At 53.7% G+C, this 15,540-nt stretch carries 10 protein-coding genes; 7 read left to right on the top strand and 3 right to left on the bottom strand.

What is annotated here, in order from left to right; genetic code table 11:
* Positions 1-50 precede the first annotated feature (50 nt).
* The 3 genes from Q31b_RS19310 (at position 51) to Q31b_RS19300 (ending at position 6,095) form a co-directional block, all read left to right on the top strand.
* Positions 51-1,595 carry a circularly permuted type 2 ATP-grasp protein gene (locus Q31b_RS19310; RefSeq protein ID WP_146601278.1) on the top strand — a complete coding sequence of 515 codons (1,545 nt, stop codon included), beginning with the start codon at positions 51-53 and terminating at the stop codon, positions 1,593-1,595.
* A 207-nt stretch (positions 1,596-1,802) separates the two neighbouring features.
* Positions 1,803-2,747 (top strand): alpha-E domain-containing protein, encoded by a 945-nt coding sequence (locus Q31b_RS19305; protein WP_146601277.1) that lies wholly within the window; start codon positions 1,803-1,805, stop codon positions 2,745-2,747.
* A 6-nt stretch (positions 2,748-2,753) separates the two neighbouring features.
* Positions 2,754-6,095, top strand: coding sequence for a transglutaminase family protein (locus Q31b_RS19300; protein ID WP_146601276.1), 3,342 nt, complete (start codon positions 2,754-2,756; stop codon positions 6,093-6,095).
* Here the strand turns inward: Q31b_RS19300 and Q31b_RS19295 are convergent.
* Entirely contained in the window at positions 6,081-8,567 is a 2,487-nt protein-coding gene (locus tag Q31b_RS19295; protein WP_146601275.1) for a response regulator, read from the bottom strand. The two genes, Q31b_RS19300 and Q31b_RS19295, sit on opposite strands and share 15 nt — an antisense overlap.
* Positions 8,568-9,119: 552 nt before the next feature.
* On the opposite strand from Q31b_RS19295, the gene rph reads away from it, so the two are divergent.
* On the top strand, positions 9,120-9,836 hold the full coding sequence (rph, locus tag Q31b_RS19290; protein ID WP_146601274.1) for a ribonuclease PH: 717 nt from the start codon (positions 9,120-9,122) through the stop codon (positions 9,834-9,836).
* Positions 9,837-9,959: 123 nt separating this feature from the next.
* Complete coding sequence (locus Q31b_RS19285; RefSeq protein WP_146601273.1) at positions 9,960-10,568, top strand: thymidine kinase; 609 nt, start codon at positions 9,960-9,962, stop codon at positions 10,566-10,568.
* A gap of 83 nt (positions 10,569-10,651) precedes the next feature.
* Here the strand turns inward: Q31b_RS19285 and Q31b_RS19280 are convergent, their stop codons facing one another.
* Positions 10,652-11,833: a lactonase family protein gene (locus tag Q31b_RS19280; RefSeq protein WP_146601272.1), complete on the bottom strand. Its 1,182-nt coding sequence runs from the start codon at positions 11,831-11,833 to the stop codon at positions 10,652-10,654.
* A gap of 143 nt (positions 11,834-11,976) precedes the next feature.
* Between Q31b_RS19280 and Q31b_RS19275 the strand changes: the two genes are divergently transcribed.
* Positions 11,977-13,356, top strand: coding sequence for an ArsB/NhaD family transporter (locus Q31b_RS19275; protein WP_146601271.1), 1,380 nt, complete (start codon positions 11,977-11,979; stop codon positions 13,354-13,356).
* 30 nt (positions 13,357-13,386) lie between these two features.
* Entirely contained in the window at positions 13,387-14,331 is a 945-nt protein-coding gene (locus tag Q31b_RS19270; RefSeq protein ID WP_146601270.1) for a universal stress protein, read from the top strand.
* Positions 14,332-14,771: 440 nt separating this feature from the next.
* Here Q31b_RS19270 and Q31b_RS19265 read toward each other — a convergent pair whose 3' ends face one another.
* Positions 14,772-15,461, bottom strand: coding sequence for a sigma-70 family RNA polymerase sigma factor (locus Q31b_RS19265; RefSeq protein WP_231617701.1), 690 nt, complete (start codon positions 15,459-15,461; stop codon positions 14,772-14,774).
* Between the last annotated feature and the right edge of the window lie 79 nt (positions 15,462-15,540).

The raw sequence follows: 15,540 nt of genomic DNA, 5'->3' as shown, positions 1-15,540 counted from the left end.
ATGTAAACTTTTTCATCTATAACCAGACTGGCGGCCTGGACTTCCTTCGAGTGAATCAAGTTCTCTCCAATATCGGTGTCTCTACAGTGAAGCAAAGTCAGTCTCAAGCCCAAACGCTTTCGGCCCCCAAGTTAAACCAATACAACGCCGAAGGATTCTTTGACGAATTGGTTGACGGGCAAACCTATGCTCGGCCTGATGCTGAGATGCTGGTTGATTTGATCAACCGTCTGCCTCCCCAAGAGTTGCTTCGTCGTCAACGATCGATTGAGCAATCTCTTTACCAAATGGGCATTACCTTTACGGTCTACAGCGACAACGCGGGAACGGAGAAGATCATGCCGTTCGACGTGATCCCGCGGATCGTATCGGCCATGCTTTGGCAGCATATCGAAGCGGGTTTGCGGCAGAGAATCCGAGCGCTCAATCGTTTTTTGTCGGACATCTATAATGAACAAGCGATTGTCAAAGACGGGATCATCCCCAAAGAATTGATCGACTCGGCGTCTTCGTTTCTGCCTCAGTGTGTTGGGCTTCGTCCACCATCCGATGTTTGGTGCCACATAACGGGCACCGACCTGGTTCGTGATGCCACGGGAGCGGTTTATGTGCTCGAAGACAATTTGCGATGTCCATCGGGTGTTTCTTATGTGCTTCAAAACCGACACATTATGAAGCGTAATTTCCCGCAGTTGTTTGGTGCATCGCGAGTCCGTCCCGTCAACGATTACGCATCGCGGTTGTACGGGATGCTGCGATCGATGGTTCCATCGCATGTCGACAATCCCACCGTCGCTGTTTTGACGCCAGGCGTCTACAACAGTGCCTATTATGAGCATTCATATTTGGCTCAACAAATGGGTGTCGAACTTGTCGAGGGCCGCGACTTAGTCGTCAAAGACGATTTTGTTTACATGTTGACAACCGACGGACTACAGCGGGTCGATTCCATTTACAGACGAATTGATGACGACTTTATCGACCCCGAGGTTTTCCGCAAAGATTCAACCCTCGGTGTGAAAGGGTTGATGCGAGCCTACCGGGCTGGCAACGTTGCACTGGCCAATGCGCCAGGGACCGGCATTGCCGACGACAAGGTTGTCTACGCATTCGTGCCTGCGATGATCAAGTATTACTTGGGCGAAGAATCGATCTTACCCAATGTGCCGACTTACGTTTGCCAGCGAGAGGAGGACCGCAAGTATGTTCTCTCTCATCTCGATGAATTGGTCGTCAAGGCAGCTGGCGAATCGGGCGGGTATGGCATCTTGATAGGCCCCCATGCGACGCCCGAGGAAAGGGCCGCGTTCGCTGAAAAAATCGAAGAGAACCCGCGTAACTATGTCGCCCAACCCACGCTTCAATTGTCGCGTGTACCGACGCTTAGCGACAATGGACTCGAAGGACGCCATGTCGACCTGAGACCGTACGTGCTGTGCAGCAGTCCCGATGATGTCTGGGTTATGCCTGGCGGTTTGACTCGCGTGGCCCTCAGAAAAGGATCACTCGTCGTCAATTCCTCTCAAGGCGGTGGCAGCAAAGACACCTGGGTCGTCGCCGAAGTGGGGCAACCCGTTGCCACGGTAAACGACTAGCCGACCGCGAACCGTGCCGTGGGAGTCTAGGCGTTGGAGTCTAGGCGTTGGAGTCTAGGCCTAGGCCGATGATTGTCCAAACAAACATTGCTTGAAGGCGAGACCCTAGCCGCGAGATTCCGACCGACTGCCAGCAAATTCCCAAGTCCCGTTTTCTTACAAGTCCCGTTTTCCAACAAGTCCCGTTTTCTTACAAGTCACTGCCCCATGCTTTCTCGAGTTGCCGAATCGATCTATTGGATGAGCCGCCAAGTGGAGCGAGCGGAGAATCACGCCCGCTTTCTCGAAGTCACGCTCAACCTTATCCTGGACCAGCCCGAGAACTTGGTCGACCCTTGGGAACCACTCGTCCAAGTCACGGGTGATACCAAATGGTTTCTCAAGGAATACGGGCCACCGAACGCTCAAAACGTCGTCAAGTTCCTGGCCTTCGACTTGAACTATCACAGTTCGATGATGACGTGCTTGCGTGCAGCACGTGAGAACGCGAAATCGGTTCGAGAGAGTCTATCCTCTGAGTCTTATGAACAACTCAACGAGTTCTACCATTTTGTTGCGGGAGCGACGGAGGCTCAGTTGACCGACCCAACGGTTGAGTTCTTTGATAACGTGCGCCGCTACGCGATCATGTGGTCGGGAACGCTTGACAGCACCATGGCCCACGACAAGGCTTGGCATTTCGCCAATCTCGGACGTTTAATCGAACGCGCTGACAAAACATCCCGAATCCTTGATGTTAAGTACTTCAACCTACTACCTCGTTTGGACGATGTCGGCACTGCGATTGACGATTTGCAGTGGTCGACACTGTTATTGGCGATTAGTGGGTTTGAGACCTATCGACGCGAGCACCACTTGGTCGAGCTCGAAAAAGTCGTTGAGTTCTTTCTGTTCCACCGCACTTTCCCGCGATCCATTCGGTCGTGCGTCGCGGGTGCCGATTGGTCGCTCGGTGAGATCAGTGACTCGTCGCACGAAACGGTGCCACGAGAAGCGAGGCAACGGATCGCAGCACTCAAACATCGACTCTCTTGCTCGAACGTCAAAGAAGTGCTCGCGGGCGGCATGCACCAATTCATCGATTTCTTGCAGGGCGAGCTGAACGAAATCGGCAATCGACTCAACCACGACTACTTTAACCAACCCGGCTAATTCTTTATGACCATCCGCGTCGCGCTTCACCATAAAACAACGTATAAGTATTCACGTCCCATTTCGCTTGGGCCTCAACTGGTTCGTTTGCGTCCCGCCTATCATGGGCGAACCAAGATCAATGCCTACAATCTAAAGGTGGAGCCCGAGGACCATTTCGTCAATTGGCAACAAGATCCATTCGGCAATCCGATTGCTCGGTTCGTGTTCAACAAACGCGCCAGCGAGTTGTCATTCACGGTTGACTTGACCGCCGAGATGACGGTCATCAACCCGTTCGATTTCTTTGTCGAAGAGGATGCGGAAAAATGGCCCTTCGAATATCGCGAAGACTCGAAACTGCAACTCGCACCCTACTTGGCCTACCAAACGCCGACCGAGCCCTTTTTAGAATGGGTCGCGACGCTACCGAAATCGTCCAACAGCATCAACGACTTTCTCGTCGACATCAATCGGCTCACCCAACAGCGGGTGAAGTATTTGGTGCGGATGGAACCAGGCGTGCAAACGCCCGAAGAAACGCTGACAAAAGGCAGCGGTTCGTGCCGTGATTCAGCCTGGCTTCTCGTGCAAACGCTTCGTCACATCGGCTTGGCTTCCCGATTCGTCAGTGGCTATTTGATCCAATTGACCGCCGATGAAAAACCGATCGAAGGACCATCGGGACCCGTTGCCGATTTTTGTGATCTGCATGCCTGGACCGAGGTCTTCTTGCCCGGAGCCGGCTGGGTCGGGCTCGACCCCACGAGCGGCTTGTTTGCTGGCGAAGGACACATCCCATTGGCTTGTACCCCGTCGTACGATGGCGCCGCACCGATCACCGGAGGACACGAACCGTGCGATGTCGAGTTTGAACATGAAATGAGTGTCGTTCGTGTCCACGAAGACCCACGGGTCACGAAGCCCTACTCCGATTGCCAGTGGGCTGAGATTCTAGACGCCGGAAAGAAGATTGATGAACGCCTTGATGCAGGCGACGTTCGTTTGACGATGGGCGGTGAACCGACGTTTGTGTCGATTGATAATATGGACGATCCACAATGGAACACCGACGCGGTTGGCGAAGAAAAGCGAGTGCTCAGCAATGTTTTGCTGCTCCGCCTGCGCGACAAGTTTGCTCCTGGGGGACTTCTGCATTATGGAATGGGCAAATGGTATCCCGGCGAATCGTTGCCTCGTTGGGCGCTGACATGCATGTGGCGACGCGATGGGCATCCGATTTGGAAAGATCCTAAGTACATCGCTGACGAAGGCACCGACTACGGGTTTACGCACGACGACGCAAATCGATTCGTCCGGCATTTGGCAGCGGAGCTCAATATCAGTGCCAAAATGTCGTTTCCCGTCTATGAGGACGTCTTTCACTATCTGTGGCGAGAGCAGCGGTTGCCGGTCGATGTCGATCCAACCGATCCAAAATTGGAAGACCCGAATGAACGAGCGATGATGATGCGGACGTTCACCAACGGGCTGAGCAAACCGATCGGCTTTGTCTTGCCGCTGCGACGCGCTTGGTGGCAAGCGCGACCGGGTTGGATTAGCGGCCGATGGCCGATTCGCAGCGAAAAGCTGTACTTGATCCCAGGGGATTCACCGATCGGCTTGCGATTGCCGATCTCAACACTGCCGAGCGATACCGCAGCGAAAGGTGCATTCTACTCATCACCTGCCGATCCGTTTGCCTCCCGTCCGCCACTGCCGCCATTGGAAAAAGGGAACGAAGCGGTCGTGCAAGTGGATGACGAAGCGAGCTCCCTACCGATCAACGAACAAATTCTCGATGATGAGGTCGACGATGATTTGCCGACAAGCGATGACGTCGTCAACACGGCGTTGTGTGTGGAATGTCGCTACGGGCGATTGCATGTGTTCATGCCTCCGGCGCAGCGACTTGAAGACTATTTGGATTTAGTCGCTGCAATCGAGGAGACCTGCGAAAAACTAGACATCCCCGTCATTCTGGAAGGCTACTTGCCGCCACCCGATGACCGCATCGAGCTGTTCAAAGTCACTCCCGATCCTGGTGTGATCGAAGTCAACACGCACCCAACCGCATCCTGGGATGCATTGGTAGACCAAATTGAGACACTCTACGAAGAGGCGAAGCAGAGTCGTTTGGGTGCAGAAAAGTTTGATATCGATGGCCGGCACACCGGCACCGGTGGCGGTAGCCATATCGTGCTCGGAGGTGCAAAGCCGTCGGATAGTCCATTCATTCGTCGGCCCGATTTGTTAGCGAGCATGATTCGGTTCTGGAACAACCATCCATCGCTCTCGTATCTATTCAGCAGTCGTTTCATTGGCCCGACAAGCCAAGCACCGCGGATGGATGAAGCGCGGGTCGACGCGATTTACGAGATGGAGATCGCCTTGGCCCAGCTCGATCAACTCGGCGAGAACCGTCCGCCATGGTTGGTCGATCGACTATTTCGTGACTTGTTGGTCGATTTAACAGGCAATACGCACCGAACCGAAATCTGTATCGACAAACTCTACTCACCCGATTCGTCGACAGGTCGCTTGGGATTGGTCGAACTTCGCGGATTCGAAATGCCGCCAAACCCGAGGATGAATTTGGCGCAGCAGCTATTGATACGAGCGGCGATTGCAACCTTCTGGGAAAAACCGTGCATGGACCCGTTAACCCGTTGGCAAACAACGCTTTACGATCGGTTCATGCTACCTCACTTTGTCTGGCAAGATCTCTGTGAACTGATCGCTGAATTGAACCGCCACGGTGCAAATTTGCGACCTGAGTGGTATGCGCCGCAATTTGAATTTCGTTTTCCTATGATCGGAGAGATCGATTATCAAGGGATCCAACTTGAACTTCGTAGCGCGATTGAACCATGGTATGTGATGGGCGAGGAACCGGGGACGGGCGGAACCGCTCGCTACGTCGATTCGTCACTCGAACGGATGCAGGTGATGGCCAGCGGTATGGACCCGACCCGCTATGCCTTGACGTGCAACGGCATACGTGTACCGCTACATGCAACCGGTGTTCAGAACCAATTTGTCGCGGGGATCAAGTATCGCGCCTGGCAACCGCCACGTTGCTTGCATCCCACGATTGGCATCCACACGCCTCTTGAGTTCGACCTGATCGATATGCGGAACCGCTTATCGGTCGGTGGCTGTCGTTATCACGCTGTCCATCCCGGTGGACGGAGCAACGAGACATTCCCAATCAATGCGGCCGAAGCAGAATCACGACGAACGATTCAATTCGAAGCCTCCACCATGACTGGCGGGCGAATCGATGTGCCCAACATGCCAGCCTTGGTTGGGCGCTGCGAGTACCCGGTGACACTCGACTTGCGAAGGTTTGCTTCACGAATCAATTAGTCGGAGCAACTCGTTCACGGGCACAGGCTTGACGAGATGTTTGTCGAATCCAATGTTTTTGGATCGCTTCAAGTCATCGGCTTCACCATGCCCCGAGACGGCGAACATGCGCCCGCTATAACCTTGCTTGCGAAGACGCTCGCCGACTTCAAAACCATTGATGTCGGGAAGTCCTATGTCAAGCAGAATCACATCAGGCAAAAACGTCTTCGCTTTTCGCAGAGCGGTTTTGCCATCGCCGACCACTTGGACATCATGCCCTTCAGCGCACAACAGCATTCGCATGAGACTGGCTGTATCGGCATTATCGTCAACGACCAATATTTTTGCTTCTCGACGGTGGCACGTGGATGGCGTGACACTCACGTCCGCGGCGGTCGCACGACGCAGGCGGATTTGCAGCAGTTCTTCGTCGCTAATGTCTTGTGTGTATTGGGCTACCATTTCGATGAACGAGACACTTTCGATCGGCTTGGTAAGATAATCGTCACAACCGAGGCCGAGGCATCGTTCCCGGTCCCCTTTCATCGCGTTGGCTGTCAAAGCAATAATCGGCTTTGCAAATCCTTGTTTGCGAAGCTTGTCGGTCGCCTGATAGCCGTCCATGATCGGCATCTGCATATCCATGACAATCAAATCGATTGCGTTACCACCCTCCTTGGTCGACTTGTCAACCATATCGAGAGCCTGTTGCCCATCTTGAGCGGCAATGACGGTTGCGCCAGCCGATTCGAGAAAGCTCTGGCCGATGTGACGAACCTCACGACGGTCATCGACAATGAGAACATTGCAATCGAGCGTGCGAGCGATCACTTCGGAGCGTTGCTTTTGGCGCGTCTCTTCCTGGAGTGTCGGGTAGACTAAGTCGATTTTCGCGAGTGGATCACAAGGAACGCGAGCGGTGAATGTCGTCCCCTTTTCAGAAGATCCTTCGAGTAAAATTTCACCGCCAAGCATACCGACAAGTCGTTTGCTAATCGCCAGTCCCAAACCGCTGCCGCCAAACGTGCGGTGAACCGAATTGTCCCCCTGTGAAAACGGCTCGAACAATCGCTTTTGCAAGGACTCGCTAATCCCTGGTCCACTGTCGATCACTCGAAATTCCAACATCGGCTCGGAGCGTAGGTTGACCAACCGGGTGACAAATTCGACGCTACCCCTATCCGTAAACTTGATCGCATTCCCGATTAAGTTGATCAAGATTTGCCGCACACGTGCTGCATCGGTCTCAAAAAACTGAGGTATCGGACCTTCACAACGAACGACAAAATCGATTTTTTTCTCGTCGGCACGCACCTGCATCAATGTGCGAATGTCGACAATCAGTTGTGGCAGATTGCAAGTATGCAAACGGACCTCTAGTTTGCCCGCTTCGATTCGCGACAGATCAAGAATATCGTTTATCAAATGCAACAAGTGTTCACCGTTGCGTTGAATAATCTGGACCGTTCCGCGGTTGTCAGGATTCTTCAGGTGCCGCATCAACAACTCGGCATATCCCAAGATCGCCGTCATCGGCGTACGGATTTCGTGGCTCATGTTTGCCAAGAACTCGCTTTTTGCCAAATTTGCTTGGAGCGCTAATTGGTTTGCTTTTTCGAGTTCCTGTTCGTGCACTTTGCGCCGTGTGATGTCTTGCACGATCGAACTGACGGCCCAGACGTTTCCATCGTTTCCAATCAGCGGAAAGTAGCTGCACAGCCACCAGCGTTGAGGTTTTCCGCGAATGCGACACCCTTTTAGTTCCAAATTGAGCGCAGGTTCAGCGGTATTAAAAACCTTTTCATAAATGGGGACGATCGTCTTTTCGAGCTGAGGCACAACATCGGCGACCCTGCGTCCAAGATGCTCTTCACGTGGCAGTCCGTTCATACTTGCCATCGCTTGGTTGATTCGCAAAAAACGCTGGTTGCGATCGACCAAACTCATGCCGACCGGTGCAGAGTCGTAGAGCGTTTCAAGTTCGTGCTTTTGACGATTCGATTCGACTTCCGCTTTGCGAAGCGCGTCTTCGGCTACTCGTTGCTCGTGAATATCACTGACCGTTCCCACCCATTCGATGACGTTACCGAGCGAATCAAGAACGGGAACGGCTTCGGCAATAAACAGACGAAACTCACCACTTTGGTCATGCCAGATCTGTCCTTGAGCGCGAAAGTTTGAATTTTGAGATACCGCCAAATGCCACAATTCGCGAAACTCCGCTCGGTCGTCTGGGTGGAACGCATCAAACCACCCTCGGCCCGCATGTTGATCCCACGATTGGCCAGTATAACGTTGCCAAGAAATTTGTGGCTCAACGAATTGGCCCTCGGGATCGGTGGTCCACACGATGCTTCGCGTTCCCAAAAGCAATGCTTCGTAGCGTGCTTTCAAGCGTTGTGCACTGTCTTCTTGTCGCAGTCGCCGTTCGATTTCTTGGGCCAATCGCTCGTCGGCGACGCTGGCTTCGTTGGCTCGACTTTCGCTCATCGCTTCTACCAACCGTTGGTTTCAAGGTGGTTGTCACTGCGCTAGTTTTTTGGTTTGATCCAAACTTGCACATCCATGACTCGGCATCGATGCTGTTGATTCTAGCCAAATTCATGGCAACGTGTCATCGTTCAAGAATAAAGCGTATCAACCGTGGCCCAGGCTTCCAGCCTGGGTATGTGCGGTCCCAGGCTGGAAGCCTAGGCTACGGGGCTGGTATGTGCGTTCCCAGGCTGGAAGCCTAGGCTACGAGGCTGGGTGTGTGCGCCCCAGGCTGGAAGCCTGGGCTACGGGGCTGGGTATGTTCGGTCCCAGGCTGGAAGCCTAGGCTACGGGGCTGGGTATGCGCGGCCCCAGGCTGGAAGCCTAGGCTACGGGGCTGGGTATGTGCGGTCCCAGGCTGGAAGCCTAGGCTACGGGGCTGGGTATGTGCGTTCCCAGGCTGGAAGCCTAGGCTACGGGGCTGGGTATGTGCGGTCCCAGGCTGGAAGCCTAGGCTACGGGCTTCCAATTTCAAACATTTACCACAACCCTGAATTTTAGAAACTTATTATGCCAAACCCACCACGCAGATCAGACCAACTTCGCGATGTTCAGATCCAATCGGGCTACATTCCGTCTAATCCTGCGAGCGTCCTGTATCAATCCGGCAACACGATCGTGTTGTGTACCGCATCGCTCGACCGTTCGGTGCCGGCGTGGATGGCAGGTAAAGGGAAAGGGTGGGTGACGGCAGAGTACAACATGTTGCCTGGCAGTACGAGCCCGCGTAAACCGCGTGACCGAGGCGGCAAAATCGATGGACGAACCACGGAGATCCAACGCCTGATCGGGCGCAGCCTTCGAGCAATCATCGATCTGAATCTGCTCGGTGAGAATTCGATCACCGTCGATTGCGACGTCCTGCAGGCCGACGGTGGGACGCGCACTGCGGCAATCACGGGTGGCTTTATCGCACTTGCGAAAGCCGTCGAGATCGCAATTCCCGGCAGCCGAATTGGTGACGGACCGATTCGCGACAGCGTGGCCGCCATCAGCGTTGGAGTCGTTGATGACATTGTCCGACTCGATTTGGATTACCCGCTCGACGTCGCTGCTGATGTGGATATGAACGTTGTGATGACCGGAAACGGTAAGTATGTTGAAATCCAAGGAACGGGGGAAGAAGCCACCTTCGACGATACCCAACTTGCCGAACTGCTTCGCTTAGCTCGCCTGGGAATCGCGACCCTGACTCAAAAGCAACGGGATGCGTTGGCAGGGACCTAGCCCACAAAGCAACCAATCTCAATCGGTGGCGTCACGTCCTCCGGACGATAGAACGAAAGCGAAAACCTACCCACTCCATCCCCCACATCCCCCCACGATTTGGCTCTCCCGGGATAGACCCCAATGGCGAAACTCTACTTCTACTACTCAGCCATGAATGCGGGTAAGTCCACGGTACTGTTGCAAGCGAGCTACAACTATCGCGAACGGGGTATGAACACTCTGATTCTGATACCTGAAATTGACCATCGCGATGGAGTGGGTAAAGTCCGTTCACGAATCGGACTCTCCTCCGATGCAACCGTTTTCACTCAAGTTGACAACCTGTTTACCACGATTGCAGCGCAGCACCAAACAAAAACGCTCAATGCCGTGTTCGTTGACGAAGCACAATTCCTGACGAAAATTCAGGTTCGGCAACTTAGCGATGCTTGTGATCTGCTCGATATCCCTGTGATGACATACGGGTTGCGAACCGATTTTTTGGGCAATCTTTTCGAAGGTAGCGAACACTTGTTGGCGTGGGCCGACAGTCTTTCAGAAATCAAGACGATTTGCCATTGTGGACGCAAAGCAACGATGGTGTTGCGTATCGATGCCAGGGGACAACCCGTCAAAGACGGCAGTCAAATTCAAATTGGCGGCAACGAGCGTTACCTCTCCGTGTGCCGCCGTCACTTCAAAGAAGGTATGGCGTCCCAGCGGGATGATGAACTACCGTTGATCGATTAGGAACGATTTCCATCAACCCGCCTGCCTAGCGGGGCCGCGTTCTACGGTACCGAGTCTCCTGCCTGGGAACGAGTTCGGTTAAACTAGTCCCGATTCTTTCCGACGGGAAGAACACAGATCGGTGTGGGGACGAAGATGATACTGCGATTGTAAGTTAATTTTCCGGTTTCAGCTTCCATCACAAACGAGGCGAGCGTGTTCGAATCCTGTCCCGCCACGAGCAGCCATTTACCGGTCGGATCGATGTTAAAATTGCGAGGCGTCGCACCACGAATGGGCTCGATTTGAACGACTTCCAACCGACCGCTCGCTTGATCGATTTTGTAAACGGAAATCGTATCGTGGCCTCGGTTCGCCGAATAGAGAAAGCGACCATTTGGATGGACGCACACCTCGGATCCGCTGTTGAACAGTTCCCTCTCCATGATCTTTTTGGGCACCGCTTCAATCGTTTGTTTCGGTGTCATTGCTCCGCTTGGGGCATCATAGTCGAACACCGTCATCGTCAGGGCGAGTTCATTGACAACATAGATCCAGTGTCCGTTCGGATGAAACGCCATGTGACGCGGACCGCCTCCTTTGGGTGCTTCACCAAAGCCGTTTGCCGATAGGCTTGCCTCGTCGCTGTTGACGCGGTAGATCACCACTTGATCGAGGCCTAGATCGGGGACAAACGCAAACCGTTCATCGGGCGAAAAGCCACCCCAATGAGCGTGCGACCGATCTTGCCGGTTCTCAACCACCTTCGAACCGCCTTGATGCTTGATCAACTGTGTGCGACCTTCGATCGAACCATCGGGGGCCAGTGAAAACACGGCGACCGAACCGCCACCATACTGCGCGGTCAACAACATTTTGCCTTGTGAATCGACCGACACGTGCGCAGCACCGCCATCGCCAATCGGTAGGGAGTTGAGCAATTCAAGCTGAACGTTGCCAGCTGCGTCTTTGACTTGGAAAGCAATCACGGATGCTTTCCCATCAAGCGATCCGACCGCATAAAGAACATTGCCATTTGGGTGCATTGCCAAGAAACCAGGTCCGTCGACTTCGGCAGCCAATTCCGCCTTCGATAACTGCCCCGTTTTGGTGTTAAACTTGCAATGATAGATGCCTTCACTCAAGGGTGAAGCGCTTGTTCCAATCCAGATATCGATCATTGAATTTTCTCCGGTTTCATCAGCGATTGCCGAATGCGAAGTCCAAACGGGAACCAATAGGAAGCTGGAAATCGCTAAGATTTGCAGAAGAGACAGGTTCACCATTTGCTCGCCTTCTAAGAAAAGAGGTTAGGGGTTACGATTGTTTACAACGGGTTCATGAGGCAGGAGCCTCGGAAGTAGAGCGTTCTCGGGCCGGAGCCTGGGGACGAGAGATTGTTTATCGACTGTACAACCAAGGATCATACATGCTTTTGCTCGCGTCCGCCATCGAAGCGACCCCAGTCGAGCCTGCCTCGGCTTGGATCATGCTGCTGTTTGCTGCCGTGATGATGGCGACCTATGTTGGCGTCGCGGTCGAACGGTTTCACAAAACGGTTGCCGCATTGTGTGGCGCTGCGGTGTTGGTCGTGATGAGCCTTTCGCTCGGTTTGTTTGAATACATCAAAATCTACGATTTTCTCAAAGAGGACTTGAACATCTTCGGCGTCATCATTGGCACCGGCATTCTAGTCGATGTGGTAGGCCGTAGTGGTTTGTTCCATTTCTTGAGTATGTGGATTGTCCGCTTGACGGGTGGGCAAGCATCCAAATTATTCATAACGTTGTGCTTGGTCACGTTCCTGTTTGTGTCGGTGCTGACGATCGTTCCAGCGATGTTGATCCTCAGTTCGCTGGTGCTCGTCATTTGCCGTTCGCTCGATTACAAACCGACGCCCTTACTTTTGAGCGTCGCGATCTGTGCCAACAGCGGCGCGATCGCAACGTTCGCCAGTGGGTTGCCGAACATTATGATCGGAACGGCGGCGGGCATCCCTTACATGCAATTCATTCAAGTTTCGCTACCCTATGCGGTGATTAGTCTATGTGTCGCGATTGCGGGGCTACGTTTCTTCTTTCGCCATGACTTACCGTGGCATCAAAGCGAAGCGGAACGAGCGTCGCTGCGTGAACAGATTGAAACGTTTGACCCATGGGCATTGGTAGAAGACCGTAAAGTTCTGATCCGAAGTGCCCTGATCTTAACGTTGACGGTGATCGGATTCGCACTCGCTCAGCAACTCGGTGTGGGCATGGATTTTGTCGCCATGGTCGGTGCGACCGCGGCACTACTATTCGCGGGAAAAGGGGTCGAAGACGCTATTGGCAAAGTCAACTGGACAGTGATCTTGTTTTTCATGGGTCTGTTTTTGATTATTGGATGCGTCAAGCAAACCGGGGCATTGGCTTGGGTCGCCGAGCAAGTGGTAGCGGTATCCGGCAATCGATTGGAATGGTTACTGCCGCTGTTGGGTGTTTTTTCGGCAGTCGCCAGTTCGATTGTTGACAATATCCCCGTCGCCGCAACGTTGATCCCGATCGTGCAAGACATCTCTGGCGACGCCGTACCCGCAGAACCGCTCTGGTGGGTATTGATCATTTGCTGCAACCTCGGAGGCAACGGAACCCCGATCGGGTCGATTTCCTGTGTGATTGCAATTTACGCGTTAAAGAGAGAAGCCAACGTCCACGTCGGCTGGGGGACATTCCTAAAGCTAGGTGGTTCGATTATGGTCGTTCAAGTGATCGGTGCGATCGCGTATGTGATGTTAGCGACCAACATGGGCTGGATTCCAGACCTACCGTAGCCTATCCGTGACAACAAAAGGCATAGTTTTATGAACAATGATCCACGAACGAGTGATTTGGAACGCGACGTCGAAGAGTCGATGCGGATGTTCGAACGTTCCAAGGTCGGCCAAGCGGTTTCGATTCAGCCGGTGCATCCATCGCGTGCATTGTGGGTGGTCGATGGATCGGACCAAGACCAAGCGTCACTAGCCGCGGTAAGTTTTTTGCGAGAAAAGTTCAATACCGAAACACTTGTCCTCGATGCTCGCGACACCGCGAATGCATCGGACGATATCGCACCGCGGTGGGCAAAAGAAGTCAGCGGCGCGAGACCGATCCGAGGGGCGGAAGGCGAAGCTTACGAAAAAATCATCTCGGCACTTGCAGATCACAATGTCGACTTGGTGATCGTCCCATGCCCGTTCGGTCGCTCGTTCGAACACGTCGGAACCGACAGTGCAGGGACGGTTATCGATGTGCTTCTCGCTCGATCAACGAAACCGATTCTGGTCATCCGCCGGGGAGATCAATTGCTCGGCAAATGCACCAAGCGGGTTTCTGTCGTGCTCGGCAGTGAATGCGACATGGCCAACCGGGCTGCCGCTTGGGCGTTCGGGCTGGCCGATGACCATGCAACCGTCACCCTTAACCTGGTGATCGAAAAGGAACAGTTCGAGAACATTCGTAGCATCATCGAAGCGTTGCACCCTGGGCAAGCGCTCGAACCCGATCAGTTTAGCGATGCACTAGCCAAAGCTCATCAAGCGATCCACCGCGAAATGGCCAAGACAGCAACGGAGCGAAATTTAACCTATCACTTACTGCCTCAAGCCGGCGAAAAAGCTCCGCCAAACTTGCTCGCGGCCGCCGAAAAAATGTTGCTCGTCATGCCGCTCGAAGTGGATGATCGATTCGGCCAAGGGTTCGTACAAGATCGAATCCGTCGCAGTCCCCACCCGGTCTTGGTGGTCCCTGGTCACATGCCCACTTGATGGTCACGCTCGTTCCCAGTTAGCAATGCTCTTTTTCAGGCAGGAGTGTTAAACGAGAACAAAAAACAACAAGCCGCTCTCGAGCGTTTTGCTTTTTGATGGGGCTGGGACTTAAGAAAAACGGAGTGAATTTCACAGGGGGGGGGCCCTGCTTCCGTCCGGCTTGTCCGGGCGGAGCAACAAGTGGCAGCTACCATGAACGCAAAATTCCACGCTCCCCCACCCTCACGAATCGCCGGAGGCGATTCGTGAGGGTGGGGCGAATTTCTTTCGGTCGTGCGGTTTGTAGCCGCCACTTGTTTCCTCCGCTTTCCTCCGCCGAGACAAGCTCGACGGAAGGATGTTTCACGTTTCAGAATTTCTTCCGTCCACGCCATTCCGTGCTTTGTCCAGATTAAAAAAACGGGGTTGGTCGTCGTGAACGAGACCTTGACGCATCCCTAGAACCATGGACTCGTTTCGGCATCCAAGATTGTCCGCAGCTTTTGAAGTCCCCGTTTGAGAAGCCCCGCGACAGCGGTGTCGCTTTTCCCCATTCGCTCGACGATTTCGGCAAGTGGCAAACTCTCCATATAGCGAAGCCGGATCGCTTCGGCTTGCGTTTCCGGTAATTGATGAAGCGCATCGAGTAGCGCAAAGGTTGCTTCACCGCGAATCGCCACGCCACTTGGACTGGTCGTACTGCCTGGCAACTGCTGGATCCAGGCATCGCCACCTGATTCGTCACGGACGTTCCGGTTCCCATCCACCTCTCGTGCCAACGATCGTTTCTGGGTCGTCACATGCCGCGTCACAGCGGTGGCAACGTTGTTACGCAAGATCCCTCGCAGCCAACCCGAAAACTCGGCTGGCGTTTTCCCTCGAAAGGCACTCAAGTCATTGTTGGCTTCCAGAAAAGTCAACTGCACGATGTCCGACGGATCGATGCGACGCCGAAGCCGCTGTGACAAATAGCGATGTGCCAACATCAACAGGTAGCCGCGATATTGCTCAAGCAAACGACCGAACGCATCCACGTCACCTTCCTTCGAGGCAACGAGAAGCTGGGTTGTCGTGCCGAAAGGGTCGTTTCGCGATTCGCCAGAAGCGGTCACAGGAATTCGCTCCGCATGTGGTGTTAGAGAAAGCAATCTATCTTACAATAATTCGCATCGATTCGCCGAACACTTCGCAGGCGGTCGCGATACAATGCAAGATTCGCAATGGAAA

Source organism: Novipirellula aureliae (assembly GCF_007860185.1).
GTDB lineage: Bacteria > Planctomycetota > Planctomycetia > Pirellulales > Pirellulaceae > Novipirellula_A > Novipirellula_A aureliae.
The sequence above is the reverse complement of the archived record's forward strand: the minus strand, read 5'-3'. Positions and strand labels throughout refer to the sequence as shown.